Raw genomic sequence first — 24,824 nt, 5'->3', positions numbered from 1 at the left:
AAATGCTAGAACTGCGTCGTCTGCGTTATTTCGTCACCGTTGCCGATGAATTGCACTTCGGCCGCGCCGCCCTGCGCCTGCGGATCGCCCAGCCGCCCCTGACCCGACATATCGCCGCCCTGGAGGCGCGGCTGGGTATCCGCCTGTTCGAACGCTCGACCCGCACCGTGTGCCTGACCCCGGAGGGCGAACTGTTCCTGCGGCAGGCCCGGGGGGTGATCAGCGCCGTTGGCGAGGCCGAGGCCACGGCGCGCAAGATCGCCCATGGCGCCATTGGCCGTATCGTCATCGGTTATGCCAGCTCGATCCCTTTGTCCAACGCCTTCTCCGAGATGATCCGCAACACCAGCCGCAGCCTGCCGGAAGTGGAGTTGGCGTTTCGCGAGGTGTCCACCGCCAGCCAGCGCCAGCAGTTGATCGATGGCAGCCTGGATATCGGCTTTGGCTGGGGGGCGCCCAAATTGCCGGCCCACGGTTTGCAGTCGCTGGTGAGTTCGCGCGATTCCCTGGTGGTGGCGGTGCCGTCGCGCAGCGCCTTCGCCGGCAGGAGCAGCCTGGGGTTTGGCGAACTGGCGGGGGAATCCTTCGTGACCTTTCCCAGCGCCTACGGCTCGGCCCTGAACACCGCCCTGGAGGACCTCTGCGCCCACAGCGGAATCATCCCGCGCCTGGGGCCGACGGCGTCGCAGATGACCACCCTGGTGTCCCTGGTGGCGGCGGAACGCGGGGTGGCGGTGGTCCCCGACTACACCGCGACCCTGCAACGCCCCGGGGTGGTCTATGTGCCGCTCGCCGAGCCCTATGTGCTGGAACAGACGGTCAGCTGGCGCGAACCCCTGGGGTCGCGCTGCCTGGAGCGTTTCGTCGAACAGGCCAGGACCCTGGCGGCACCGCTGCCGGCCCCTGCCGTGGGGCCTGAATGGCGCCTGCGCGGCTAGCGGCTCCACCAGCCAGCAGCAGGCCCGGACCATCCAGCGCCGGGCCTGCGCTTTCAGTGCATTGGCGGGACCTCAGCCGAGGCTGGGCAAGGACCGGGCGTCGGCGTCCAGGCCGCGCTGCACGTACCAGGACAGCGGCAGGGTCAGCAGCAGGGTCGCGGCCAGCGCCATCACCGCCAGGGGAATCCCGGTGACGTCGCCGAGGCTGCCGAACAGCACCGGGGCCAGTGCCCCGCCGCCGATGGTGCCGGTGTAGAACAGCGAGAAAGCCTGCTCGCGCTTGCCCGCTCCCGCCAGGTCCGGCACTGCGCCATAGAGCACCGAGGAGGTGCCGTTCAGCGCCAGCCCCAGCAGCGGCAGCATCACCATCAACCCCATATAAGGCAGGAACACCGCCAGCACGATCAGGCTGGCGGTGGTGAACTCGGTGATCCACACGGTCTTCATCATGCCGATGCGCGCGCCGAGGTAGCCGCACAGCAGCTTGCCGAAGGCGCCGCCGACAAACAGCAAGGTCAGGGCCAGGCCGATACCGGCGGTGCCGGCGCCCTTGGCCTTGAGCAGGAACGGCAGGAACGTCAGGAAGCCCATGCGCACCGCGCTGTCCAGGGTGCCGGTGAGGATCAACGCCCGCAGGCCGCCGACCGAACCCTGGCCCTGGACGGTCTTCGGCGCTTTCTCCTGCATGGCCTGGGTCGCCGCCCGTGACGGGATCAGCCACCACAACGCCAGCGCAGCACCCAGCCCTAGGAGGCCGATCAGGGTCACACTGGCGCGCCAGCTGATCACGGTCAGCAGCAGCCCCACCAGCCCGGGAATCAGGGTCTTGCCGATGTCCCCGGCGAAGTTGTACTGGGACAGCGCTTCCTTGACCCCGCCGCCAGCCTCATGGGTGTCGGTGATGATCGAGGACGCCAGCGGGTGCTGGGTACTGGCCCCCAGGCCGCCCAGCAGCAGCGCCAGGAGCAGCACCCCCAGCCCTCCCGCCTGGCCCGCCAGCAGGTAGGCCAGGCCGGCCAGGGCGGTGCCGCCCACCAGCAGGCGCTCGCGCCCCCAGCGCTTGGCGCCACGGCTGGCCAGCAACTGGAAGCCGGCCATCATCCCGGAATAGGCACCGCGCAGCAGGCCGATCTGGGCATAGCTCATGGCGAACTGCGCCTGCCAGATCGGCAGCAGCACATAGATCACGTCAGTCAGGCCGTCATGCACCGCGTGGGCGCCGCAACCGGCCACCAGGGAACGGCGGCGCACCGACACATCGGACGCCGGCAATGCCTCCGGGGAGGCGTGATGTTTCAGGTCATTCATTGTCGAGGCAGGCTGCAAAATGAAAAGGAAGGGTCAATCAGCAACAGGATAGGCGAGCCTGGGTCAGCCACAAGCCCCGTTGCCGGGGCCGGGCCGGAGCCATCAACGCAGCAGCTGGGCACAGTCGCGCATTACCCGAGCCTTGCGCTGCAGGTATTCAGCGAAGATTTCCCGCGCCGCCTGCGGGTCGACCCGCACCTGCATGGCATCGACGAACTCGTTGACCGCCGCCACCGCATGGGCGAAGTGATTGCTCTCGGTGCCGCCGGTGTGCACCGTGACCCAGGCCACGGTGGTGCGCGCCTTCTCTGCCGGCACCCCCATGTCGCGGACAAACCACTGCTTGTACAGCGGGTGGATGAACTCCACTTCGCCGTGGGTGTAGACCTCGTGGATCAGGGTGGTCAGCAGGCCTTGCAGCAGATCGTGGTCACGCAGGCGGCGGAAATCCGTCCAGTCCTTGAAGCCCTGGGCCGAAGGCAGGCAGTTTTCCTTGAGCAGCCACTGGTCATCACCGCAGATGGGCGTGGCCATGTTGTAGAACAGGTCCGAGTGCAGGGTGTTGCCCAGGGCGCCCAGGTCTTCATCGGTGATCCGCTGCAGGCTGCCGCAGGCCCGGTACAAACCGTCGGCCGCTGCCGAGCCCTGCCCGGAACGGGCCAGCAAGGTGATGCGGTTGGCCAGCCCAGACACACTGGTGGCGGAGTTGTTGGTCTTCGACCAGCTGGCGAAGAACTTGCGCAGCACCGCAGGCTCGTGGCGACGGGAGGTGAGCTTCTCGAAGGCATGCTCGATGTCCACCAGGGCGCCCTCTTCGCTCCAGAACGCCTCGAACAGCGCATGCTTCAAGACACTGGCCGGCATGTCGTTCAACACAGGTTCGACAATCTTCAGCAACTGGCTCTGCCGGGTCAGTACGTTATTCATGGTCACCTCACGTATTCCTTGTTGGATGATGAATCTATCGGGTTGGACGGTCCGCGAGCGGCGACCGGGGTTTCGGGTTTGAGGGGCTTCCAGCCGCCCCAGGCAATCAGCAACGACAACACTTGGAACAGCACGATCAGCGCCACGCAGCCCGGCCAGCCCCAATGGCTCCAGAACAAGGCCGGGACCACGGCGCCAAAGCTGCCGCCCAGGTAGTAGCAGGTCAGGTACAGGCCCACGGCGCCGGCCTTGTTGTGGCCGGCGGTGGCGGTGGTAAAGGAGTTGGCGGCGGCCTGGGCCAGGAACACCCCGGTGGAGCTCAGGGCCAGGCCCAGCACGATCAGCCACAGCGACGCCAGCAGGGTCAGGGCCGAGCCGCAGACCCCGAGCAATGCCGCGGCCACCAGCAGCTCAGCCTGGGGCCGCGACTTGCTCAAGCGCCCGGCGATGGGGATGACCACCAGGGCCAGCAGGAACACGCTGTAGATCGCCCCCAGGGCGGCGGCGCCCAGATCGAAGGGTGCCTGGCTCAGGTAGAGCCCGGCGTAGGTAAAGGTGGCCACTTGCGAAAACAGCACGCAAAAACCCACACCGTAGGCCGCCAGCAAGGGCCGCCGACACAGCTCGCGCAGCCCGCTGAGGCCGCTGGTTGCCCGGCGCACGGCCAAGGGAGGATTGGCCGGCAGCAGGAAATGAATGGCCACACCGATCAGCAGGCTCAGCCCCCCGAGCAGGACAAAGGCTTCGCGCCAGCCCACATATTCAGTCATGAAACCGCTGATGAAACGCCCGGCAAAGCCGCCCAGCACGGTGCCGGCGACATACAGGCTGGTGACCTCGGTGACGGTGCCACCGCTCCAGCGGTCGCCGATGTAGGCCACGCTGGTGGCAAAGACCACCGGAATCAGCATGCCTTCGACCAGGCGCCAGACCAGCAACTGGGCAAAGCTTGCGGCATAGGCCGCCAGCACCGCCGGTACCGCCAGCAGCAAGGCAGCCATCACAATCACCCGGCGCTGATCGAAACGCCTGGTGCAGCGGCTGACGAAAGGTGCGGTGAACGCCACAGCCAGGGTGGTGACCGTGATGCTCCAGCCGGCCTCGCGGATGCTCACCTGAAAGCTCTGGGCCAATTCCTGGAGAATGCCCTGGGTCGCATACAGGTTGAGAAATGCCGCACAACCACACAAAAACAGCGCGATGCGAGCACAATGCTGACGCGAATTCATGAAACCTCTCGTTTTATGAGCAAAGGCCTTTATAAAATACGTCGCCAAGCCAAGACCAATACCGAATTCAGACCGATCAATACCCAGGGAACAGGATGCTCGATCTACGCAGGTTGCGTTATTTTCTGACGGTCGCCGAAGAGCTGCACTTTGGTCGCGCCGCCCTGCGCCTGCACCTGGCGCAACCGCCGTTGACCCGGCAGATTTCAACCCTGGAAACCGAGCTGGGCTTTCGCCTGTTCGACCGCACCAGCCGTACCGTGACCCTCACCGCCCAGGGCCGGCATTTCCTGCCGTACGCCCGGGCGGTGCTGGAACAGGTGGACCTGGCCCAGGTCATGGCCGGCAAGCTGGCCGCCGGCTGCGCCGGGCAACTGGCCCTGGGCTACGCCAGTTCCATCGCCCTCTCGGACCTGTTCAGCCAGGCGATCCAGGCCTTCGCCCAACGCTTCCCGGACGTGCAATTGACCCTGGTGGAAGGCGCTTCGGTCAGCCAGTGGTCGCAGCTTATCGACGGGCGCATCGATATTGGCCTGAGCCGGATGCAGCCTCCCGGCGAGCACAGTGAAATCCAGGCCCTGTCTCTGGGAGATGAGCCGCTGGTGGCGGCCATCTCCAGTGACAGCCCCCTGGCCATGCGGGACCAGGTGACCCTGGCCGAACTCAGCGAACATCCCCTGATTCTGTTTCCGGCCGACTACGGTTCTGGATTGAACGAGGCGATCGAACAGTTGTACCGGCGTAATGGCCTGGCCCTGCGCCCTGGCCCCAGCGGGCGCCAGATCACGTCAATCATCGCTCTGGTGGCTGCCGGCCAGGGCATCGCCCTGGTGCCGCGCTGCACCCAGACCCTGGCGAAAAAAGGCGTGACCTACCGGCCCCTGGCGGCCGCGGACGCCACCGCGCAGTTGCTGGTATTGACCCGTCGCCAGGGGCACAGCCCGCTGGTGGAGGCCTTCATGGGGGTGCTCGACGAACTGCTGCAGGCGCAACCGAAAACAACGGGGACATTGCTTTCGCCCCCAGGCCAAGCAAGCCAGTAAAGCGCCATCCCTGGGCTTCCCTGCATGCAAATGACGGGTTTGTGCCCTATGGAATGGCCATTCTGGCTTTGAGTTTTATTGACCTGAAGAATCCGCCCAACACGTCAGACCTATACTGAAAAATAGGGAGCCGATTTCCCTGCTGTGACCGATGAGGTGATGTGATTGGGCTGGAATAGTAACGATGGCAAGTGCCATCAGGGCAAGCTGTTCAAGGTATTCGTTTCGCTCAACGAATCATTGGAGATAGAGGACTACATCGATCACTTCCTGCGAACCCGCGGGTATGAACTGACAGAGGCAAACAGGAAGAAGATCGACGAAAAACTTGAGCATATTGCAGACCGGTCTCACCACGCGCTCAGTGAACTGGACCATTGGCTGGACATTCAATTCAGCGGGTAGGACCTCACGACAGGAGCTTGCCGGAACGGATGAGCCGAAAGGAGAAAAGCTGCATGGGGCAATTGGAAACCTCAGCGGCTCCTGAAATGAACAACCCAGCCGATGGCTGGGTTGTTTATTTTCTGGGAAGTTCTTTTCCCGTGACTTCCAGATATTTCTGCTTATATTTCTCGGTCATTTTATCCGCATAACCAGCCGCCGACTTTGTTGCATCCTTTGCCGAGCCGCCCCCTGATTTACCGGCGATGTAGCCACTCAAGGCCTGACCGGCAAAGAACTTCCATGCTTCAATTTCACTCATGCTCTTATCCTCCAATTTGAACAGGGAACCTAACACCCGCCCTGGATGCAGACAACCCGCGACATGGAAACCGATCAGCAAAGGAATGCGAGCTCTCCAGCCTGAAGAAGCTGTCGGTGAGTGACAGGCATATACCCTTGGTGGGCGGTTCGCCTTGCAAGTCAGTCGAGCTCAGCTAGCAAGACACAGGTGGTAATGTATTCGCACTGCCCTCCCCCCTGCAGAAGCCTTTTCCGATGACCAAGAAACACCCGGCGGACACCAACGCTGCCACAGCCGCTGACATCGAACGCTCTATTCAAGCCCTCAATAAAATGGCGGAACGCCTGTGGGGGGACGGTCGAGAAGTAGAGGCAAAGGCGCTCCTGGACGCCCTGGATGGGTTAAACAGGGCACTGGACCGAATCAGAATTGGCGAAAGCCGCAGGCTCAAGACACTCCATTGAAATAGCCACGGCACACCAACCTGGCGTGGAGGTCGGTCAAGAAAACTCAAGGCTTCGGCATTTACCGAGGCCCAAATAACCTGAAGTGAATGCAAAAGCCCAACCCAGCCCCCGGACTTTGTGCACTCGCCCTGCTCGTCGACGCAGCAGACGCCAGGAAATCGATCTGCCGCCGGCTCCACTGCTGATGGATCGACCCAGCACAGGGCTTCAGGAATCTGGAATGCCAGGCAACCCTCTCCATCCCTATCCGGCAAACAATGTGAAATTCTTCACAGTTATGGAGCGTCAGGGTTGAAGGTCAATAATTGACCAAATTATATTTTTTCTCGCCCGAGCGCTCATTTCTAATACGGATATTGTTCTGCGCCAGCTCGGGCCCCTCTGTGCGCAGGCAATCAAACATTGAGGTTTGCCATGCGTCTCTCCAAACTCGTGCCAGTCACCGCTCTGTTCAGCCTGTTCGCCCTGAATGCCCACGCCGCCGACCTGACCGCCCTGACAGGCGCCCTTGGATCGGTTCTAGGGGGGGCCAGCAACACCACGGCCAATGCAAACAACACCTCCTGCCAGCAACAGATCCGCGACCTGCAGGCAAACATCAATGCTGCCAATGCCAAGGGCGATACCTTGCGAGCGAATGCCTTTCAGGCAGCCCTGACGCAGACCAACAAAAGCTGCAGCGGTGCCAACTACAACGCTCAGGCTCAGGTGGACACCAACTCCCAGCGCCAGCAGAACATGAACAAGGCCGCAGATGCGATTAACGCCATTGGAGGCCTGTTCAAATAAACCGGAATGCCCTCTGAAAAGGCCCGCGCTTGCGGGCTTTTTTCTGCCAGTCCAAGAGGCGGCGGTTACTCGACCAACGCGAATTCGTCATGCAAGTCAGCGAACGACAAAGAATCCAGCCTCCCCCAAAAAAAGCGAATGTTGCTGTCCAGAGGAGAGAACGGATTCAAGTTCGTTGAAATGCCCTGCAGCACATCGGCAAAGTGGGTTGCCGATCGTATGAATGATTCGCTAGGGAAAAGAACCTCGGCGAGCGAGACCCAATCCTGGCCAGAGAAGTAGCTGTGAACGCTATTGCCTGGCTTTGTACCGCTCCTGCCAGGCACTGAAGTACAAGGCTATAGCAATCGAGAAAGAGGAAGAGAGGCCATCGATAAAGCATCGATCAGGAGCTGACGCGAGCCTGCACTGGCAGTGCCAAGGGGGAAAACGAAGCCCCTCCCTGCAAATGTCCCAGACATGAAAAAGCCCAACCTGTGAAGATTGGGCTAAGTCATTGAATAATATGGTCGGGACGGAGTGATTCGAACACTCGACCCCTAGCACCCCATGCACCTATTACCTGGAATCCAGAGACCTTCAGAATCCCACAATGGATTGTTATGAGCTAGGCTTTACGAGGTTTCTATCGACTTTCAATGCCGTGACCTTCCACAGAGATCCAACAAGAGCCAACGATTATGTGGGGGTTAATGTAGGGGAAAAAATCTCGACATGACCAAGATTACAGTCAAAGCACTTGAATCACTGACCAAGCAGGATACAGGGAGAATAATTCGCGAAGACGGGAATCTGGCAGGCCGAATTCGGGCCACAAAAGGGGGCATTTCAGTCAGCTTTTTCTACCGCTATCGCTGGGGTGAGGCCAACATGGAATTCGCCTGCGGCACATGGCCGGGCAAATCCTTGGCCGATATCCGCAAAGCTCGCAACCAAGCTCGCGTACTGATCGACCAAGGCATCAACCCCAACCAACATAAGAAATATGCCAAATCGCAGGCTCACAGCGCCGCGAAAGCAGAGGCCGAACGTGAACACGCGCTCAAGATCCAGTCGCTGACTATTCAGGACTTAGCCGATTCCTGGCTGTCAGATGGTGTTGCACGCAAGGATGGTAATGCGGAGTTACGACGCCGGTTTAACAAGGACCTTTACCCAACTCTTGGCAAGACCGCGATCAGCAGTGTTTCCGAGCATGATGTTCGAGCCTTGATACGTACAATCATCAACCGCGGATCCACCCGACAAGCCATTGGTTTTTTCGCCGATATCACCCAAATGTTCAGTTGGGCTAGAAAGCGTAAACCTTGGCGGGCCTTATTGGCTGAGGGAGTTCCGACTGAACTGGTCGATATTACCCCACTAATTCCTACCGACTACGAGGCAGAAAGAAGCCGCATTCTTTCCCCAGCTGAGTTGCTAGAGCTGCACAACCGCTTCCTGCAAATGACCGCCGATTACAACGCCCTCCCCGCGGGCCAAAAATACGACGGCATTCGACCGCTAAAGAAGGAAACGCAGCTTGCGCTCTGGATCAGCCTGGGCACGCTGTGTCGGATTGGCGAGCTGCTCCAGGCCGAATGGAAAAATGTCGATCTGGACCAAAAAACCTGGTTCCTCCCCAGTGAAAACGTCAAAGGCACTCGCGGCAAGAAACAGGATCACCATGTCTTCCTCTCCCCCTTCGCCCTGCATTTCTTTCAGGAACTTAAGGCCCTGACGGGAGACTCCCAATGGTGCTTTCCGAACAAGCAGGACGACGGGCATGTGGACCTAAAGGTGGTGAGTAAACAGGTCGGCGATCGCCAAGCACGGTTCAAGAACCGCAAGGCACTCTCCAGACGGCGTCACGACAATACCCTGGTCCTTGCCGACGGCCAGAACGGCGACTGGACGCCGCATGACTTGCGCCGTACGGGCGCGACCATGATGCAGGCCCTAGGGGTCAGCCTGGACGTCATCGACCGCTGCCAAAACCATGTGCTGGCAGGTTCGCGGGTGAGGCGCCATTACCTGCACCACGATTATGCCGAAGAGAAGAAATATGCCTGGAACCTGTTGGGCGATCGGCTCAATGAAGTCTTGTCCGCAACCTACGAGCACACACCGACCGAGTCGACGTTGTCGTTTCCTGCATATACCGCGAATAGTTATTTACCGCCGTCTTAAGTTGGCGTCTTTAGTGTTGCGTCGTCATCAGCGATTGACGACCCCGTGAGAAGTGGAACCGTTGTCCAACTCACTGTGCCAGTGCAGAGCGTGCCATCGGCAGCCCGGCTCCACCGAAAATATTCTCTAGCCGGTACAGCGCCAAAAGGTCGGCGAACTTCGCCGCCGTTACGTGAAGCAACAATCCTCCGGTCGGGCTGTTTTTGTCGATGTTCTGCGCAGGGAACTAGTGTTTGTATCAGTGTTTCGCGGCACGCCCAGTCCCTCCTGCCATAGCCCAGGCATCAAGTACGTGACCGCTCCCTCCGGTACGGGCGTTACCTGCGAAACCGGCAGACGGACGCGCGAACTATCCTTGTCAGCTACATCCGGCATTTACGTACGATCAAGCGGCTGGATTCACGCTCTGATTGTTCACGCCAACGCTGAATTGACCCACGTGCCGAGGCAAGACTGCCTCATCTCCAAACCTTCAAAAATCCAGCACAGACAAGGATTCGCGTCAGACTGGGTCAGTGAAATCTCAGCAACTGGGGCGATTCGGCGTAGGCGCCAACAATCTATGTTGAGGATGTGATGGAGGGTAAAGAAACCATCTACCAATTGATAAAGCCGGAAACTCAAGCCACCATAACTGCACCTGGTTCAGCATTACTGTACTTAAATACGTCGTCAAAGAACGCTAATCCAGCATGAGTCAGTACCAGATTGCCTTTTGCATTCCTGTAGGCGATCCCACGCTGCTCGAGATTTTTCCTAACTGCAGATGCAAGAGCCTCCCCTTTCATGTTGCTGGCAGACATGACATCTTGTTTGTCTTCTCCCTTCCCGATCTCCTCCATGATCCCATCAGACACACCAGCTTCCCCGTCGCGCAGAATATCAAGCTGGTACCCCTGTTCATGCAGTCCGCGAGCAAGGATCAGCAGCAGAACCTGTATTTTCCTGACCACCTCGCTGTACTCCTCATCGCGCTCGACTGAACGGATGTAGATAAAGCCATTCCGCATCACCAACTCAAACCCGATGTTCAAGTACAAGGGCTTGTAGCTCTGATCGTAGTTATTGAGCATCTCTTCGAAGAGCGGGTTGGGTTTTATTTCACCATTCTCGTAGGTGTCTTTGTTGATCACCTTCCCCGACATCAACTCTTTGTAGATGGCTTGGCTAAGCTGTTGTCTCATTGCCCTGCTCCTCGATCCTCAATTTGTAATAGGTCAACTTCTGCCTGTCGTCCTCAATCACCCCTAACTGGAATCGAGGGGTTAGCACAATGTCCTCTCGGTGCTTTAGCCAAGACACGCCTTCCACTAGGTCAGCAATTTCGTAGTCGCTGATCTGCTGGGCCAGATGTGCGTGAAGCGACGCATGGGCGTCAGGCCCGACCTGAACAGGCCACTCATCTATCAGCCTTCCAATTAGTTTTCGGCGCACGTCTGAAGCACGCCTGGCTTTGAGCACGTCCTCTCCAACCGGCTCAACAGACGTTGTTACTCGGGTGTTTTTGAGTGAATCCAGGCTGCTCCGCAGATGCTCCTGAAGGTGAAGCCAATGATTGCCCTTGAGCAAAGCCCTCTGCCAAGCCTTCGGTTTACCCTCCGGGCGCCCTTCAGTCCGCCCCTCAACGCGGCCCAGTTCCACTCCATGGCCTCTACCCGACTCGAAGCCCTCTCCTACGCCGACCAGGTGCCCAGCTTTCCAAGCCGAGCGCTGCTTGAAACCTACGGCGTCGAGAACGAGGTTGGCGAGACCACTGAAAAAGCCACCCTTTACCGGCATCACGCTTCTGTCAGGGACGGGCGATTTTCCTTCTGCCTCGGCCTGGGCCAGAGGTGATGGGGAATTAGGGTCTGTTGTTGGTGAATCCACTAGCTGAAGGCTCCCTGCTGTCCTAGAGCGTGCCTGACAGACGTGGCACGCCTTTGCGAAGAAAGGTCAGAGGTTAAAACCATAATTGTAACGCCAAGCTTCTAACGCCTGGGTTTGCTCTGCCGGATGAAATGCAAACTACGAGGCAGAGGCGCCATGAGAGCGTCTGCGCAGCTATGGCAGGCCAGGGTATTTTGGATTGCTTTGCCCTGAAAAAGAAGCGTAGTGTCTGCTGCTAACGCCTCACCAACGGAGATGGATCAATGAGCAAAAGTTTTCGTGACCGCATCCAGACAATGAATGCGATGTACAAGCTGCCCATCCATGAGGCTCCGCACCTCTTCCCGGATGCAGAAGATCGCCTCCTGAAATTCAAGCGGACGCTGCTCGACGAAGTCGCCGAGATCGATGACATTACTGAGCAGATTCGTCGAGGAGACGATGCCATCGATGTTCAGGTCGCCATTGCAGACCTTCTCGGCGACGTCATCGTGTATTGCCGCTCCGAGGCAATGAAGTACGGCATCCCTCTTGAAGCCGTACTGGAGCTGATCATGGACAGCAACGAGAGCAAGCTAGGTGCCGATGGCAAGCCTATCTACGATGAGAATGGGAAATTCCTCAAGGGCCCCAATTACTGGAAACCCGAGCCCCAAATCAAGCAGCTCCTGGCAAGCCTCCCAGCCCAAAAGTAACCCCACGTTTCAGAGGTGATAGCTTGGCAATTAACCACGTGGGGAAGTGCCGGAGCCTGGTTGAGATTGAGGAAATCATCTCCCAGATCGAGTACTCCGACAGCGATACCGTGTTTCGCTTCCCTATAGACACCCTCGGCGCTCGACATAGCCCGATGCATGACGCATCGCGACTGCAGATGGTCGTTACGCTCGCTCGCCAAAAACTCGAAGATGACTATCTGGACATTCATCCAAACGCTCAAGAACTGGATGCTCAGCAGGCTGTTTGTGATTACTCACCTGGGATTGCAGGGGTTCGGCTGTCCAAGGGAATACGGATTGGTAGCAAGGAAATTGATCGCCGAGACGTTCTGACCTTCGCGACCAAAAGAATGCAAGCGATGGATGCTCAAGAGTTTGACGACCTTGTCAAAGGGCGCTGTATAGACCTCCTGTGCGTCGGAGGTTCCAAAATCCAGTATCTGAAGCCGCTGTTTTCTTCGCGAGGCAAGGCTAAAGAGAAAGACGGCATGGCCCCAGTGATGCGCACGCTAGTGGATCGTACAACGCAGCAAAGCAGGGCCAAAGTACCTGAGTCCCTGGTCGATGCGCTCGCCTTGTTCTCTGCTGAGCTTATTCAAAACACCCAAGAGCACGCGATCACAGACCATACTGGCAGGCCATATCTCTCGCATGTCGAGGGGGTGCTGATGGGCTGGACACGGTTTTACGAGTCGACCTTCAAAGACGATTTCTCTGGCCACCCTGATCTGAAAAAATACTGGAATGATGAAGCTGCTAGAACCGAAACCGGAGCCAAGAGCCTCCGGGCATTCGAGATCAGCTATTTTGACTCAGGGCCAGGGTTAGTCAGCCGCTTCACTGGCAAACGCGTGCAAGAGATGTCACTCGAAGATGAACGACGAGCGCTTCTCCGTTGCCTGCAGCACAAATCAACGTCGAAATCCCAGACAGCAGCAGGTGAAGGCTTGCCCTCGGTCTTGCAAGAGTTGAGGCAGATCGGCGGGCTGATGAGGATCCGCACGGGAAGGCTGTCGATGTTCAACGCCTTCACGCCTGGCGATAACCGTGACCTCTTTGCTTTCAATGACTGGACTGAAACCAACCTTTCGCCCGTTCAAGGTGCGGTCATTTCTATTCTCGTACCGCTGAGGGCTCAGTGATGGAACGCTTTTATTCCTGGCGGCACCTGAAACACTGCCCCACGCACGGCAGCATTGAAGCCCTAGTGCTCTGCTATAAACGCTGCCCGCTGACCGAAGGCAATGTGTATACCGATGTAGAGACCGCCCTCAAGAGTGATGCCAATCTTCCCGATTGCGTGTACATCGTGGGCTCTACCGAGCAATGCAACACGTTCAAGGCAGCCTGGGATCCGGCCAATCTGCACCTGCAAACCATGATCAAGCGCGGCATGAAGGCTGGCTTTGACTTCGTGAAGCAATACACCTTCGTTGAGTGGGATGGCACAAACTTCAATCAACACGCCCTTGGAGCGCATACGGGCCCTTACAACGTGGATCCGAAGCTTCTCATAACCCGTGGCGTAAACAGCCTTATCGAGAAGAACAGTGCCATTCACCAGGCCCCCTCTGGCCATGTGTTCAAGCACCCTTCCCAACGGCGGAACAAGGTCTTCATCCAAGCAAGGGAAATCGCCTCAGGCGAGGCAGAGTTGTACGTCGTCGCATACTTGATCACGCTATGCCACGGGCAGGCCCTGCAAGGGAGCACCAAGGTTTTCATCGATACCATGGGTATCTATGCTTACGTCAAATGCGCCCTGGCCCTGTGCCGCTCCGAGGCAGAGATAGTCAGCTTCCACTCCTATGATGAGTTGGAGAAGATCAATCCTCCATCAGATCCCTATTTCTGCATTGTCTCCGCCTCGACGTCCGGAAGCATGGCAAAGAAGATGGCAAGCAGCGTTTGGGATCCTCAGCGAATCGCCACCATCGTCGATGTGACGTCCCAGGGACGAGCCGGCGACGTAATGGTCGCGCTTGATAATATGGGGGTCGCATTCCCTGACTTGAAAGTCAGCGACGGCACCCTGATCGAGATCATCGGCGAAAATTTCTCGTCAAAAGCCAAGCCTCCTCGACCAGTCGTTCTCGGACAGCCACATACTCCGAAAGCTTTGGCCGATTTCCATCAGTTTTTTGGTTTTTCGATACACCCTTTCAATACCCAAGTTGGAACGAAGAGCAAGCTGCTGCAGCTTGATGTCATCGAGGTGCTGGAACACGCAGAGTTTAAGAAATGGCTCGACGCAGAAATTGACTGGTCATTCCCCCTGACCGTAAGTCACGTTATCCACGCCGATGACGAGGCTTCCAAAGCTCTCGCAGTGATCGTCGTGGCTCGCCTGCGCACTCGCTTGGCTGCTGGTTCGTCGATTACGGTGCTTCCATACCACGAACTGGAGAAGGACAACTGCAAAGACGCCACTGGCGTAGTGATCGTTTCCACCGTCGCCCGAGATGGCGGCGTGCTTCGCGAAATCAGTCGCGATCTGCGCTCGTACATCAAAGCGTACATTCCGAGGCATTTTCTTTCCCCGATCGGGATCCCCCAGACGAACGCGTCATGGAACCAATTGCGTATGTTCTTGGTTCGCAACCCCACGACCAGGGAGTACGGCTTTTCCAACTGGATACAGCTCCCACTTGGCGAAGACTCCAATGACAACTCTTGGTATCGCTTGATCGAAACTCACAAGGCTCATTCGGAACAAAACATCCATGACCTAGGCCTTGAGCACCTGCCCAACACCTCCAACATCCTGCCGTCCCTCGATCTAGCTGGAAAGGCAGCCTTAAGTGCGTTTCGAGGATTTTTGCTTTCGCCACGAGGCAACCCGCTGCGGCTCTCAGAAGGTTTTCTCTTTTTCGGAAACAAAACCGAGATTGCCAGGCGCTACGCTGACGTTGAGCCCAGCATGGTGCACCTCTCCATGGCAGCCGTGCTCCAAAACGCCCGGGAACACAAAGATCACGAAAGGCGCCTCTGCCCCAATGGCTACGAGTCGTTCGTATTGGCCCCAGAGTGCTTCCTCAGATTCAACGAGGCCATCCTGCAAGCGTGCATGCTGAGGGCATGCCACCCAGCGGAGTTGGACTACTCATCCAGCCCTGAGCTCAGCAAGGTGATGAAAGAGCTGTTAGTGAAGGTGTTTGCACGTTCGGACAAGGACTTCGGCGACGCAGCCCTTGAGTTCGCTGCTGCCATCGCCGTAGGCTCGCTTCGGCTGGCGAAAACGGATATGGAGACTCTGCTGGACGATGCGCTGAAGCAGCACGCTGGCAATACATCCGAATTGCTCGGGATGCTTGTGCTGGCCAAGCAAGCTAATCACTAGAATGACCCGCTGAAAGTTCGGCTTGCCGGCCATGGCATGCCGAATACAGAGAGACCAAGTAGTAGTTCAGACAATGAAGTGGCAAATTCGATGGGCCCAATCAACGGCTCACTAATCTTGCTGGGCTACGGATCTGCGAGCCAGACGGTGGCGTCCGTTGGGACAGGCAGCATGAGCTGCCTGGTCTCGTTAGGCTGAAAACTCCTAGCGCGGCTGATGGATCAATTGAGCCAAGACTCAACAGTTTCCGCACCATACTGTACTTTCCAGGCCTTCAGACCTTTGTGATTTCCCCCCCTTTGGTCTCTATAAATTCACCCGTGTGGGGGTTTACCTGATAGTGCCCCGGTAACATCGATTCGACAGTGCACCACGGCAATTTTTCGGTCTGAACGATGGCGTCCACGCTGTACAGTGGACGTCATGCATGCCATCGGAGCTGATTCGTCGTAAGCAGTGACGATCGCGTTGATCTAGCCAGAGACGGTGACCTCTACAGGCCATCCTCCGCTGAGCCACCAATTGAGCAGTGCATGGATTCGTGATGCCCAGATACCTCAGTAACAGCGCAATACGTCTTTTGGAAGCGAGCCAAGAATCTTTGGCCTTGGCGCTGCATTGCCTGGGCACTCCAAATCGGGGAAGCCTGAGAGTTGAGGTAGCTCGATACTCACCCGGGATTGGATTGATCGGAGCCGCCGCTGAGCAAGCTTTGGCTGCAATTATCGTTCAGGTTCGGGGCGATGAGGCTCTGGCTGCGTCCCCCACCCAGTATAAAAGTGCGCGACAGATTTTGTCGGACATGAGGGATTTAATCCGCGCGCCCATTCCTGCCAGCTCTTTCCTGACCGCAGGCGTAGCCGATCCCGCTCAACATCGCGAGTCGATCCTGCAGGCGTCAGAAGGATTTTCTGTGCTTTTCACCTACCGGGCGACCGGGCTCCATGCTGGCCTTGGTTTGTCTCGCACAGTGACACTGAAACAAGCCGTGAAGGTTCACAGTTTCCTTGAGCTCCTAGCCAGGTCAACTCGTATCCGCGCCTATATGGATCGGTTGCCGATACCACCAGATGAAGTCATCGACCAGACTGTATTGATTGATGACCTCATTCAGAAATTCCAAAGCACCGATGCAATTACCGAGCGGGTCAACGCCTTACGATCTTTGTTCCTGATCCTCCCCGAAGTCCCCCCAGAAGCACCGGAGTGGCTTGAAGCGTTTGACCGCTCCGTGGTCTCGCCACGCCCTGCCGACATCACTTTGCTTTTGGAAACACTTGAACGCGCGGCACCAATGAGGTTCCGTCGCATGAATGCAGGGGGCCAAGCACTACCAGTAGTTGTCCGGCCAAACGACCCAAATGCGTTACCTATCGCCTTGCAGGACATGCGCCAAGCCTTTGGCCACGCGCGTGAGCAGTTTGGCGCAGACGTGGGAAATGCAAATGGACGGCTCGATCAAGGTATTCTGGATCTGCCCCCAGAGTCCTTCTTGCTCGATTTTTGCCTCCAAGGCCCTGAGCAGCTACGCGAGACTCTGGATCGGCAAACGCTCACCGGTCAAGAGGTGTGGCCTTTCGTGGCTACTGCATTGAGCCAGCAAGGAACAGAGCGCCCATACTGGTTCTTGGTATCGATGGTCGACAACATCGGTCAGCTAATCGGCCAGCTTCGCAGGGCTTCGGCGGTATCGGCTCAGGGACAGTTCAAAGAACGCTGTACCGCAGCCATCAGAGCCCTTGAGGCCAAAAGACAGGAGCGCACACTTCCGCCAGCTACTGAAATTGCGACCTTTACCGTCACACAATCTGCTGCGGCTGAAACCGCACGAGAAAGCATCCCCGACTCGATGGAGCGCAACGAAGGCACTGTTCGTGAAGCCTCTTTGGAAGCAATGCCGCCACTAGCCGCGTTATATGCCGGCGAATTCACTGCCGGCCAGGCTTTTCCTGCGGTGTATGCGTCCGAAAATCCAGATTCTAAGAAATACTGGACTCGCCAGTTGCTCATAGCAGCGACCGATGCCAGCGACCGCTCAATGCTCATCACTGCCCTGCGAGACCCTGAATTCGCCAACCTAAAGACGGATGCTCGAAAAGCGCTGCGCCTGGTAGATATTCTGACCTACGGGCCGAATATCGAACTAGGGTGACCACGATCCGTTCAACGACATCGGAGCCCCCCCCTTGCGCATGCCTCGAACCCAGCAAAACCTCACCAGCCTGCGAGACACCTTCAGCCAGATCTTGGGCAACCAGAAAGACCACTACACGGATACACGGATCCCTGAATTGCTTTTCAGGCTAGGGCTGGATGATTGCACTGAGTACAGCTCCAAGAGGCGGCATCTTGAGAACGCAGTAGAAGCTGCGGGTGATGTTCAAATGGTGGCTGCCGCTCAGAGGGCTTTAGAGCTTATTAGTTTCGATGTTCACGAACGCGACCAGCTTCAAGAGCTGGTGTGGGACGATGGAACAGCGCCTATTATTCCTGGTCGCTACCGTCGCGAGCTGGCGGAAAGGCTCAACGCCATCGACCTGTTCATAGACAGGGCTGCGTTCGAACAGGTGCTCAGTGAATTCTGGAAAATCGACACGATGTCGTATGTGAATTTGCTGCGACCGACCCCGACGCTTCGCCAAGAAATTGTCCGCCACTACATCGAAAATCCCGATTGGGATGCGGTGACGATCTTCGACAAGCTCGGAGCGTTTCAGTCCTCGCATGCCCGATTTGGCCGATTCGTCGAAGCCTTGGCTTCCTCGCGGGTATTGCCCAGCGAACCCGCTCAGCGAAAATTCATTGAGATTGTCAACGATACCCTCAAAGCGTGTGGAGTCCACATTGTCGTCGGGGTGGGGGACGATGCCTTCCTGACGGCCTCCTTGGCTTACGTAGGATCAGCCAAGCAGTCCTCCCCCAAGAACCTGATCTTCGCCGCCACCACGAAGCCAGATCTGCGACTCGGCAACGCCCTGGACAACGATATCGAGGTGATGTCCGACCCAACGGATATCCTGATCTATGACCGACCTATCGGAAGCACCGGCCTCTTGTGGCGCGACCTACAGGCTTGGTATGCCCAAACCTATGACATCGAGGAAGGCCAGGCCAAAAATCGCCTATATCGGCGCCTGGAGGCCTGCCTGCCTAAATCATCGCCCCCTCAAGCGCTAGCCTTCAGCAGCTTTTTCAAGGCCTTCACGACACACATTCCTGAACTTCCAGTCTTACTGCCCGAGGTCTGGTTTCACTGGGATCCCCTGACGGTCTCACGGCGCGGCAAGGAGGCATTGCTCAGGTCGCGCATGGACTTCCTTCTACTATTGCCGGGCGGGGTGCGGGTTGTCATCGAGATTGATGGCAAACATCACTATTGCGATGCAACCGGACGCTCAAGTCCCCACCTCTACGCCGAGATGATGGCAGCTGACAGGGCTCTAAGGCTGGTGGGGTATGAGGTCTATCGCTTCGGTGTTCACGAGCTTCAGCAGCCTAATGCCGAGGAGGTGCTGATAATATTCTATCGCTCGCTGTTTGAACGTTACTCATTGCTGCCGGCACCGTGATTCACTGATCCCATAAGCCGAAGATCGCTTAGCCTGAGCGCTGAAAAACTTTCCGCGAAGTAATTGATCAACGCCGATGCTTGCGGCCTCTTCCTGGATTCACATTGCTCCTCCAAATCCACAGATGGCACCATGTGGAAGACCTGAGTCATCACGATAGAATTTCAGCGAGACGCTGGGATGCTCACCCTCGCCCCCCGAAGGCTCACATTTTCAAAATCTACCAAGGAAATCGAAATTCATGGACAGTGTTTTTGAAGGTACCTTCCCTACTGACGCGAGCCCAGAGGAAATCTTCCCGCAAAACGCGCTCTCAATATTGCCATTCGTTCCGGAGGCCATATCAGCCTGGGCGTCAGGAAACGACCTGCATACCTTCATTCACAAACTACTTGAAGGTACTGGTTATGAAGATCAGGCAAATGAAAGGCTGGAGGGAGCGATCAACCAAGCCCTGGCTTTGGCAGACCACTTTGCAGAGACCGCAAGTCATTCAATGCCGGCGCCTGGTGCACGAACCCAAGCACCCGTGATGGTCGACTTTGAGCATGACCCTGTGTTCGGACGGTTAGCCAAGACATTGATAGCTTGGCAAGAGACCATCGGCAACGTCTTGTCCGAAGCAGGATATTTTTCTCTTTCACACATGCTTGAAACCCGGTCTGATCTGATGTGCTCTATACAGCTGGCGGGCGCGCTGTACTACCGTCAGTCCATGCAAGTGCTGCGCGGATTCATCGAAAGCGTCATTTTACCAATCCATTTTTGCAGACGGCCCGAGCTGTTCAAGAAATGGAAATCTAACGAGTACCAAGCGTACTTCGATACGTGGCAAGGACGGAGTTCTATCGCGCCTGAAAAAAGATGGGATCATTTCGACAGAGCTGGAAACTACCATCTCCGATGCCTACAGCCTGCTCAATGGGTATATCCATGGTAGCGAAGAGAAACTGAACAACACCGGCCTGGATCGAGGCGAGTGGGAAGGTCATACATTCCAACAGGCGCGGTTCGAGGCATGGGCGCAGGTCTTTGCCTCACTCATCGAGGCCTCCCTCCCTCTCGTCAAAATCAATTTATCTCAGTGGGCAACAGCCAGGTTAGATTGGGAATTGTTCTGTAGCGTATGCCATGGTCATGACCTCGAAACCAAGCAGCAAAGAATTGACCCACCGATGACTCAGCATCAGTGTAAGCAATGCAGTCATACCTTCTGGAGGAATGAGGACGGCCAACAATTCGTGCATGCAACCGTAGAATTTTTCGACTGATCATTTCATGCGCTCAGGGCTGTGGAGAAGACCTCAACAGCCCGCCATGCAAACAGACTTTTTAGCTGACCTGCACGGGGATAGCCCAAGCCAAGCCCACGAGTTAATATTTGGGTGTTATTAGCTCTCCACGACTCCATGACTCGGGACTCAAGACTCAGGGCTCCCATGACGCTGATCGGGAAGGTTTAAGCTTTGGCCTGTACCCTCACCCAAACCAATCATTCGTGTTTACAGAGAGCCGAAAGCTAGTAAGTCGATCACCGCGCCATGTAAGGGTGACCGACAAACTATACAGTCGGATCAGCCTCGTAGTGGGAAGAAGCCGTATCTCCCACTCTTTCTGCTTTTCGTGAAGTGCTGATAATTCAAATGAGGGATGAGCGCCATATCAGGCTCCTTGTTCTCAAATACAATCACTTGAGAATCTTTGAAGTTGTCGGCAATATCCTGATAGAACGCATAAATCACGTCCGCTGCCACTTCCTCATCATCTTCCTCAGGCTCCGGATCCCCTTCTTTGTATGTCGTCAGTGGCGAATCAAGCACCACAAAGCCAGGGTGGCGCCCAGAGAGTTTTAGTAGATTCATCAGCCCTAGAGCAAATGCAGAAGACGCGATGGCTCGATACCCCTTGCCAAAATTGCCTCTCGCACTCCCACCAATGGTGATATCCCGTGCTTTGAAGTTGAATTCCACCGGGGCGTGATTCGGGAAACTCCAGCGCTGCAAGATATCCTGAATCTCTTTAACCAAAGGCTTGGCAGACTCCTCAAAGCTTTCAGGGGTGTATTTGTTTTGCTCCTCAAGCAGCAATACACCCAGCTTTTTCAGCTCCCCTCTTAGCTTGGCCTTATTCGTAACGTACTTATCCAGCGCCGAGTGATCCTGGTTGAGGCATGAGGCTAGCTCCTTCAGATCGTTCACCAGCTGCACTGAGCTCTGAATCTCTGTGGAGATCAACTTCTCCAGTGCTGCGATGGACGTTTTGGTAGTCTCAGCGGTGGAAGTATTCCGTTCAATCGCTGCCGCCAGGGATCCCTGCGCCTCCCCAAGCTCATGGAGGTTTTTCGAAATTCGCTCCAGCTCGAAGGAAACCCCCTTCTTGATGTCATCGACATCGGTTGTGCATGATTCGGAGTCGAAATGATTGCCACAGGTTGGACAAAGCACCGCGTCTGACTCGTCGAGTAAGACTGCCGCTTGCTCAATTCCCTGTAGACGCTGGCGGTCTGATTCATATTTCTGGCCAAGCATGCCAAACCGCCCCAGTAGGGCCCTATCTTCAGCAATTTTTCCTTCGACCACTTCCAGTTCGGAGATATGGCTGGCCTTTTGGGTGAATAGCCCTTCACTCGAATGAAAAGCGCCTTCCAGCTCAGTTTCAGCCACCTTGAGCCGAAGCTTAACTTGGGTCGTAAAAGAACTGAGCTTCTGGAGTTCAAGCGCCTCAGCCGCGTCGTCACCTGGATAGAATTGCTTGATAATGTCTTCGACAGCAGCTGCCCTGTGCCTCAATGCCCCTTTTGACGCCAACTCCTTTTTAGCCTGTTTAACCCCGGTGTCGTCTTTCCCCGTCAGCAACAGCTTCAGAATGGATGTCTCCATAGTGCGCTCATCTTTCTGACCCGTACCCAGTGGAGAGTACTCAGCCACGATTCGCGTTTCATCCATCAAAAATACTTTTTCGAAATCACGAAGAGAGAACGAAGCGTTATTGAGAGAGGCTGTACCTTTCAACAACAGTTTTCCATTCAACCCCAACCTATCCAGGAATTGATTGGAGATCGAATTCATCTTTGTAGGGTTATGTTTCACCCCCAGGGTTTGAACCTTCCCCTCTTCATCGTAAAAAGTAGGCTTAGAGCTTTCTGACAGGTGCCTCTCAATGGTGAAGGAGCGCCCATCATCGTGCACAAACTTAACCTTGAGAGTGGTGTAGCCCTGCGACTCGTTGATAGGCTTTGGAGGCGAATTTGCGCCAAGGGCAAACTTCAGGCACTGAACAATGTAGGACTTACCGGTGTTGGAGCCGCCTTGAACAACGTTCGCTCCCTTCTCAAAATAAACAGCGGCGTCTGCACGGTCAGGGCCACTCACGACAACGCTTTCAATATACATCAGACCACCCTGTCAATTTTATAAATAGTGCGGCGTTGAGCAACGAGAAAATCAACATTAGCCTCGACCCAAGAAACACGTCTTCTGAAATCCACATGGTATTCACTAATCAACTTGGCGGCAAACACACTACCCGCACTGGCGATAGAGTATCGAACACCTTTCTCATCAATTTGGGAAGTAATCAAACCTTTAGCGGTAAATAGTTTTATGGCGCCTGGGAAAATTTCTCGCCTACGCACCAATTCGGCAAGTCGATTCAAAAGGACTGGATGCAGGCTTGCATCCCCTTGAAAGTCACTACTATAAATAGAGGCATAGTCAAAGAAGATAAGTTCATCGAGATCAAGCTGCCGGGCTAAGCCTGCAAGCAACAGAACAATGCGTGCACCAACTTCCATAGGGCTGTTGTACAAATCCTTTGAGCTCGTCATCTATTTCTTAATCCATTTAAACTTTAGGTCATTCACCAGTTGATGACATAGCCCCTTTCGATCGGAGGTCTGCAAGAAATGCCGAAGTGGATGAGAGTCATATGGAATATTAACGGACTGCGTGCTTACTTCGAGAAAACGTTGATACCCATCATCGAATTTCTTACGCACCACGCTGTGCAAGCCTTCGTGGCACTCACCTTTGAGGCTTTCATAGCATCCTGTAGGAAAAGCATCGCGCGAAAATATCTCCAGTGACTCAGCGCTGAAAAAGTTAATCCGCGCTCGCTCAAGATCTTCCTTATACTCAGAGTCCATGACGCTACTGAATGAATACTCTGCACCATCGGCATCAGAGAACGCATCTAAAAGCGCATCAATATAAATTTTCTCATTATCACCAACAGCGCTGGGCTCAGGCTTCCGAACCTGCGGTCGCTTAAGATGATAGCTTCCAAACCGCGTCGTGTGATATGGCGTCAGGGCGTGCCTATCAATTAACTCCTGTGAAGACATTTCATCAACAAATGAAAAATCAAGGGTATTTATATAATCCAACAGACCACCCTCAAGAGGAATGGACTCCGTCTTCGTAATCTTATCCTTACATACCTTATCCCAACGCTTAATGATCTCAGCCTTGATGCGAGACTTCTTGGACAGCATATCGATGCAATCAGAGCTGCAGCCTTTCGGGGAAACAAAGCGGTACTCACGCGGCAGGGTGTAATCCTCCCTCCACGTGTAGTAAACCAGCTTACCCAGCTCCCCAACTACGTTTGCTACGCTCAGTTTATCTTTGTAGTGCTTGCATTGGTAATTGTCCCACCCCATCGCATGCCGCGCGATGACATCGCGCCCCTTGTCTCCCGCACCAGCACAGCGAGTGACCGATTCGTAGTCTTTACCTAAGTAAGAGACGAACTCCAGCGTAAAGATTTCCCAAGTATCCGCAGACATGATCTGCAGGCGATCCAGGGGATGAACTGTTTCACCTTTTTCTACATCCAGTGCTGTGAGCTCGAATTCCGGGGGTGGAGGGAGCTTAATGGCATTTTCACCAAAAGACATTAGCTACTCCTCTGCGACAAGGTGCTTTGCTTGCTGAGTTGTAATTAGCCCATATCATAATCCGAGGTCGCGCTCCACCTGTAGAGTCTGGATACGATCTGGCATCTCACAAAGGATTTTATTTGGATTCTTCCGCAAGGCGCCCGTGAGCTTCTTCAGGAAACGCTGATTCAACTCCATATTCCCCATCAGTTCGGCAATAATGATTTCAGGGTCAACGTCAGCTTCTTCCAGTCCAATTGCCAGCGCCGCGCGGGCTGCGCCGATGGGTTTGTCCATCGCGTATTCGACTAGATCGGCAGGATGAAAAGCATATTCCTGCTTCTGTTCCTGGCCCTTTTCCTGTTCCTGCTCACTCATGCATGAGTTCCTTAGTTGTCGGCATATTGTTCGTCTGGGGATTCGTCTGGGTTCTTGAGTTATTGGGCTTTCAGGCTTTCAAGCGGGTGCTCTTCTAATCGCATGCACGACTAAGACTCCCAAGTAGCCGCCTCGGGATATGATGGTCGTCTGTCTGCGTTTCTGTGGCGTAGCTGATCCATGCCGAATTCCTACCGCCCTACTCTCCCCTTAGGCGGGGGTGGCTGGGCATCTAAGTGTCCATAGGTAATGGCACAATACTATCTTTATGCGCCGTGCTGGGGAACCCGACGGGGCGCCTGGAGGGCTAACTGGAGGAGCCGTGCGGGGCACTTGGGGACTGAGGTGTAGTGGTCAACTAATCCCGGACACTGCGTTAAGTTTTTCCTCGGCCATTACCGGCGATACCGCTGGTTGAATTGATGCCGCTTCTGCCAGTTGCATCGTTGCATCAGAAGATGGCCAATATCTTGCTAGGCCAAAGACACGCTCTTGTAACCACTACAAGTATC

At 56.0% G+C, this 24,824-nt stretch carries 22 protein-coding genes and 1 pseudogene; 12 read left to right on the top strand and 11 right to left on the bottom strand.

The genetic code is table 11. From position 1 onward, the window contains the following. Nucleotides 1-2 precede the first annotated feature (2 nt). Nucleotides 3-938 (top strand): LysR substrate-binding domain-containing protein, encoded by a 936-nt coding sequence (locus ACZ5BO_RS12700; RefSeq protein WP_025130139.1) that lies wholly within the window; start codon nucleotides 3-5, stop codon nucleotides 936-938. Between the two features lie 72 nt (nucleotides 939-1,010). Here ACZ5BO_RS12700 and ACZ5BO_RS12695 read toward each other — a convergent pair whose 3' ends face one another. From ACZ5BO_RS12695 to ACZ5BO_RS12685, 3 genes are all read right to left on the bottom strand, one after another. Beyond that, nucleotides 1,011-2,246 (bottom strand): MFS transporter, encoded by a 1,236-nt coding sequence (locus ACZ5BO_RS12695; protein ID WP_464700150.1) that lies wholly within the window; start codon nucleotides 2,244-2,246, stop codon nucleotides 1,011-1,013. A gap of 102 nt (nucleotides 2,247-2,348) precedes the next feature. Continuing rightward, nucleotides 2,349-3,173, bottom strand: a complete 825-nt coding sequence (locus ACZ5BO_RS12690; RefSeq protein WP_464700148.1) for a hypothetical protein — start codon at nucleotides 3,171-3,173, stop codon at nucleotides 2,349-2,351. 2 nt (nucleotides 3,174-3,175) lie between these two features. After that, nucleotides 3,176-4,402: an MFS transporter gene (locus ACZ5BO_RS12685; protein WP_464700146.1), complete on the bottom strand. Its 1,227-nt coding sequence runs from the start codon at nucleotides 4,400-4,402 to the stop codon at nucleotides 3,176-3,178. A 95-nt stretch (nucleotides 4,403-4,497) separates the two neighbouring features. Here ACZ5BO_RS12685 and ACZ5BO_RS12680 point away from each other — a divergent pair, with 95 nt between their 5' ends. Then, nucleotides 4,498-5,445 (top strand): LysR family transcriptional regulator, encoded by a 948-nt coding sequence (locus ACZ5BO_RS12680; RefSeq protein WP_464700144.1) that lies wholly within the window; start codon nucleotides 4,498-4,500, stop codon nucleotides 5,443-5,445. Between the two features lie 165 nt (nucleotides 5,446-5,610). Next, nucleotides 5,611-5,850, top strand: coding sequence for a hypothetical protein (locus ACZ5BO_RS12675; protein WP_464700142.1), 240 nt, complete (start codon nucleotides 5,611-5,613; stop codon nucleotides 5,848-5,850). Nucleotides 5,851-5,965: 115 nt separating this feature from the next. Here ACZ5BO_RS12675 and ACZ5BO_RS12670 read toward each other — a convergent pair whose 3' ends face one another. After that, nucleotides 5,966-6,151, bottom strand: coding sequence for a hypothetical protein (locus ACZ5BO_RS12670; protein WP_157838114.1), 186 nt, complete (start codon nucleotides 6,149-6,151; stop codon nucleotides 5,966-5,968). A gap of 236 nt (nucleotides 6,152-6,387) precedes the next feature. Between ACZ5BO_RS12670 and ACZ5BO_RS12665 the strand changes: the two genes are divergently transcribed. From ACZ5BO_RS12665 to ACZ5BO_RS12655, 3 genes are all read left to right on the top strand, one after another. After that, on the top strand, nucleotides 6,388-6,597 hold the full coding sequence (locus tag ACZ5BO_RS12665; RefSeq protein WP_025130146.1) for a hypothetical protein: 210 nt from the start codon (nucleotides 6,388-6,390) through the stop codon (nucleotides 6,595-6,597). A 417-nt stretch (nucleotides 6,598-7,014) separates the two neighbouring features. Continuing rightward, the gene (locus tag ACZ5BO_RS12660) at nucleotides 7,015-7,389 is read left to right on the top strand and encodes a DUF1090 family protein (protein ID WP_464700140.1); all 375 of its coding nucleotides are present in this window, start codon (nucleotides 7,015-7,017) and stop codon (nucleotides 7,387-7,389) included. 714 nt (nucleotides 7,390-8,103) lie between these two features. Next, entirely contained in the window at nucleotides 8,104-9,558 is a 1,455-nt protein-coding gene (locus ACZ5BO_RS12655) for a tyrosine-type recombinase/integrase (RefSeq protein ID WP_464700138.1), read from the top strand. A gap of 620 nt (nucleotides 9,559-10,178) precedes the next feature. Here ACZ5BO_RS12655 and ACZ5BO_RS12650 read toward each other — a convergent pair. Beyond that, the gene (locus tag ACZ5BO_RS12650; protein WP_024678242.1) at nucleotides 10,179-10,742 is read right to left on the bottom strand and encodes a condensin complex protein MksE; all 564 of its coding nucleotides are present in this window, start codon (nucleotides 10,740-10,742) and stop codon (nucleotides 10,179-10,181) included. Next, entirely contained in the window at nucleotides 10,726-11,427 is a 702-nt protein-coding gene (locus ACZ5BO_RS12645; protein WP_464700135.1) for a hypothetical protein, read from the bottom strand. Before ACZ5BO_RS12645 ends, ACZ5BO_RS12650 begins: the two co-directional genes overlap by 17 nt. A 263-nt stretch (nucleotides 11,428-11,690) precedes the next feature. Between ACZ5BO_RS12645 and ACZ5BO_RS12640 the strand changes: the two genes are divergently transcribed. The 3 genes from ACZ5BO_RS12640 to ACZ5BO_RS12630 are packed head-to-tail and all read left to right on the top strand — an operon-like array spanning nucleotide 11,691 to nucleotide 15,486. Beyond that, entirely contained in the window at nucleotides 11,691-12,122 is a 432-nt protein-coding gene (locus ACZ5BO_RS12640) for a nucleoside triphosphate pyrophosphohydrolase family protein (RefSeq protein ID WP_008037541.1), read from the top strand. Nucleotides 12,123-12,145: 23 nt separating this feature from the next. Then, nucleotides 12,146-13,288, top strand: a complete 1,143-nt coding sequence (locus tag ACZ5BO_RS12635; protein WP_464700133.1) for a hypothetical protein — start codon at nucleotides 12,146-12,148, stop codon at nucleotides 13,286-13,288. After that, on the top strand, nucleotides 13,288-15,486 hold the full coding sequence (locus tag ACZ5BO_RS12630) for a hypothetical protein (RefSeq protein WP_464700131.1): 2,199 nt from the start codon (nucleotides 13,288-13,290) through the stop codon (nucleotides 15,484-15,486). The genes ACZ5BO_RS12635 and ACZ5BO_RS12630 overlap by 1 nt, the downstream gene beginning before the upstream one ends. Nucleotides 15,487-15,707: 221 nt before the next feature. Here ACZ5BO_RS12630 and ACZ5BO_RS12625 read toward each other — a convergent pair. Continuing rightward, nucleotides 15,708-15,817, bottom strand: a pseudogene (locus ACZ5BO_RS12625) (transcriptional regulator); the annotation flags it as partial. 354 nt (nucleotides 15,818-16,171) lie between these two features. Here ACZ5BO_RS12625 and ACZ5BO_RS12620 point away from each other — a divergent pair. The 3 genes from ACZ5BO_RS12620 (at nucleotide 16,172) to ACZ5BO_RS12610 (ending at nucleotide 19,995) form a co-directional block, all read left to right on the top strand. Next, the gene (locus ACZ5BO_RS12620) at nucleotides 16,172-17,638 is read left to right on the top strand and encodes a hypothetical protein (RefSeq protein WP_464700129.1); all 1,467 of its coding nucleotides are present in this window, start codon (nucleotides 16,172-16,174) and stop codon (nucleotides 17,636-17,638) included. A gap of 40 nt (nucleotides 17,639-17,678) precedes the next feature. Beyond that, nucleotides 17,679-19,055: an AbiJ-related protein gene (locus ACZ5BO_RS12615; RefSeq protein ID WP_464701244.1), complete on the top strand. Its 1,377-nt coding sequence runs from the start codon at nucleotides 17,679-17,681 to the stop codon at nucleotides 19,053-19,055. A gap of 241 nt (nucleotides 19,056-19,296) precedes the next feature. Continuing rightward, entirely contained in the window at nucleotides 19,297-19,995 is a 699-nt protein-coding gene (locus ACZ5BO_RS12610; RefSeq protein WP_464700127.1) for a hypothetical protein, read from the top strand. A 634-nt stretch (nucleotides 19,996-20,629) separates the two neighbouring features. On the opposite strand, the gene ACZ5BO_RS12605 is transcribed toward ACZ5BO_RS12610, so the two are convergent. From ACZ5BO_RS12605 to ACZ5BO_RS12590, 4 genes are read right to left on the bottom strand one after another with little or no spacing between them, the layout of a single operon-like run. Beyond that, nucleotides 20,630-22,447, bottom strand: a complete 1,818-nt coding sequence (locus tag ACZ5BO_RS12605; protein ID WP_464700125.1) for an AAA family ATPase — start codon at nucleotides 22,445-22,447, stop codon at nucleotides 20,630-20,632. Next, nucleotides 22,447-22,881 (bottom strand): ABC-three component system middle component 2, encoded by a 435-nt coding sequence (locus tag ACZ5BO_RS12600; protein WP_464700123.1) that lies wholly within the window; start codon nucleotides 22,879-22,881, stop codon nucleotides 22,447-22,449. Before ACZ5BO_RS12600 ends, ACZ5BO_RS12605 begins: the two co-directional genes overlap by 1 nt. Continuing rightward, the gene (locus tag ACZ5BO_RS12595; RefSeq protein WP_464700121.1) at nucleotides 22,882-23,952 is read right to left on the bottom strand and encodes an ABC-three component system protein; all 1,071 of its coding nucleotides are present in this window, start codon (nucleotides 23,950-23,952) and stop codon (nucleotides 22,882-22,884) included. Nucleotides 23,953-24,006: 54 nt separating this feature from the next. Next, nucleotides 24,007-24,312, bottom strand: a complete 306-nt coding sequence (locus tag ACZ5BO_RS12590) for a hypothetical protein (RefSeq protein WP_464700119.1) — start codon at nucleotides 24,310-24,312, stop codon at nucleotides 24,007-24,009. Nucleotides 24,313-24,824: the final 512 nt, after the last annotated feature.

It is taken from the genome of Pseudomonas sp. FFPRI_1 (genome assembly GCF_055384485.1).
The sequence above is the reverse complement of the archived record's forward strand: the minus strand, read 5'-3'. Positions and strand labels throughout refer to the sequence as shown.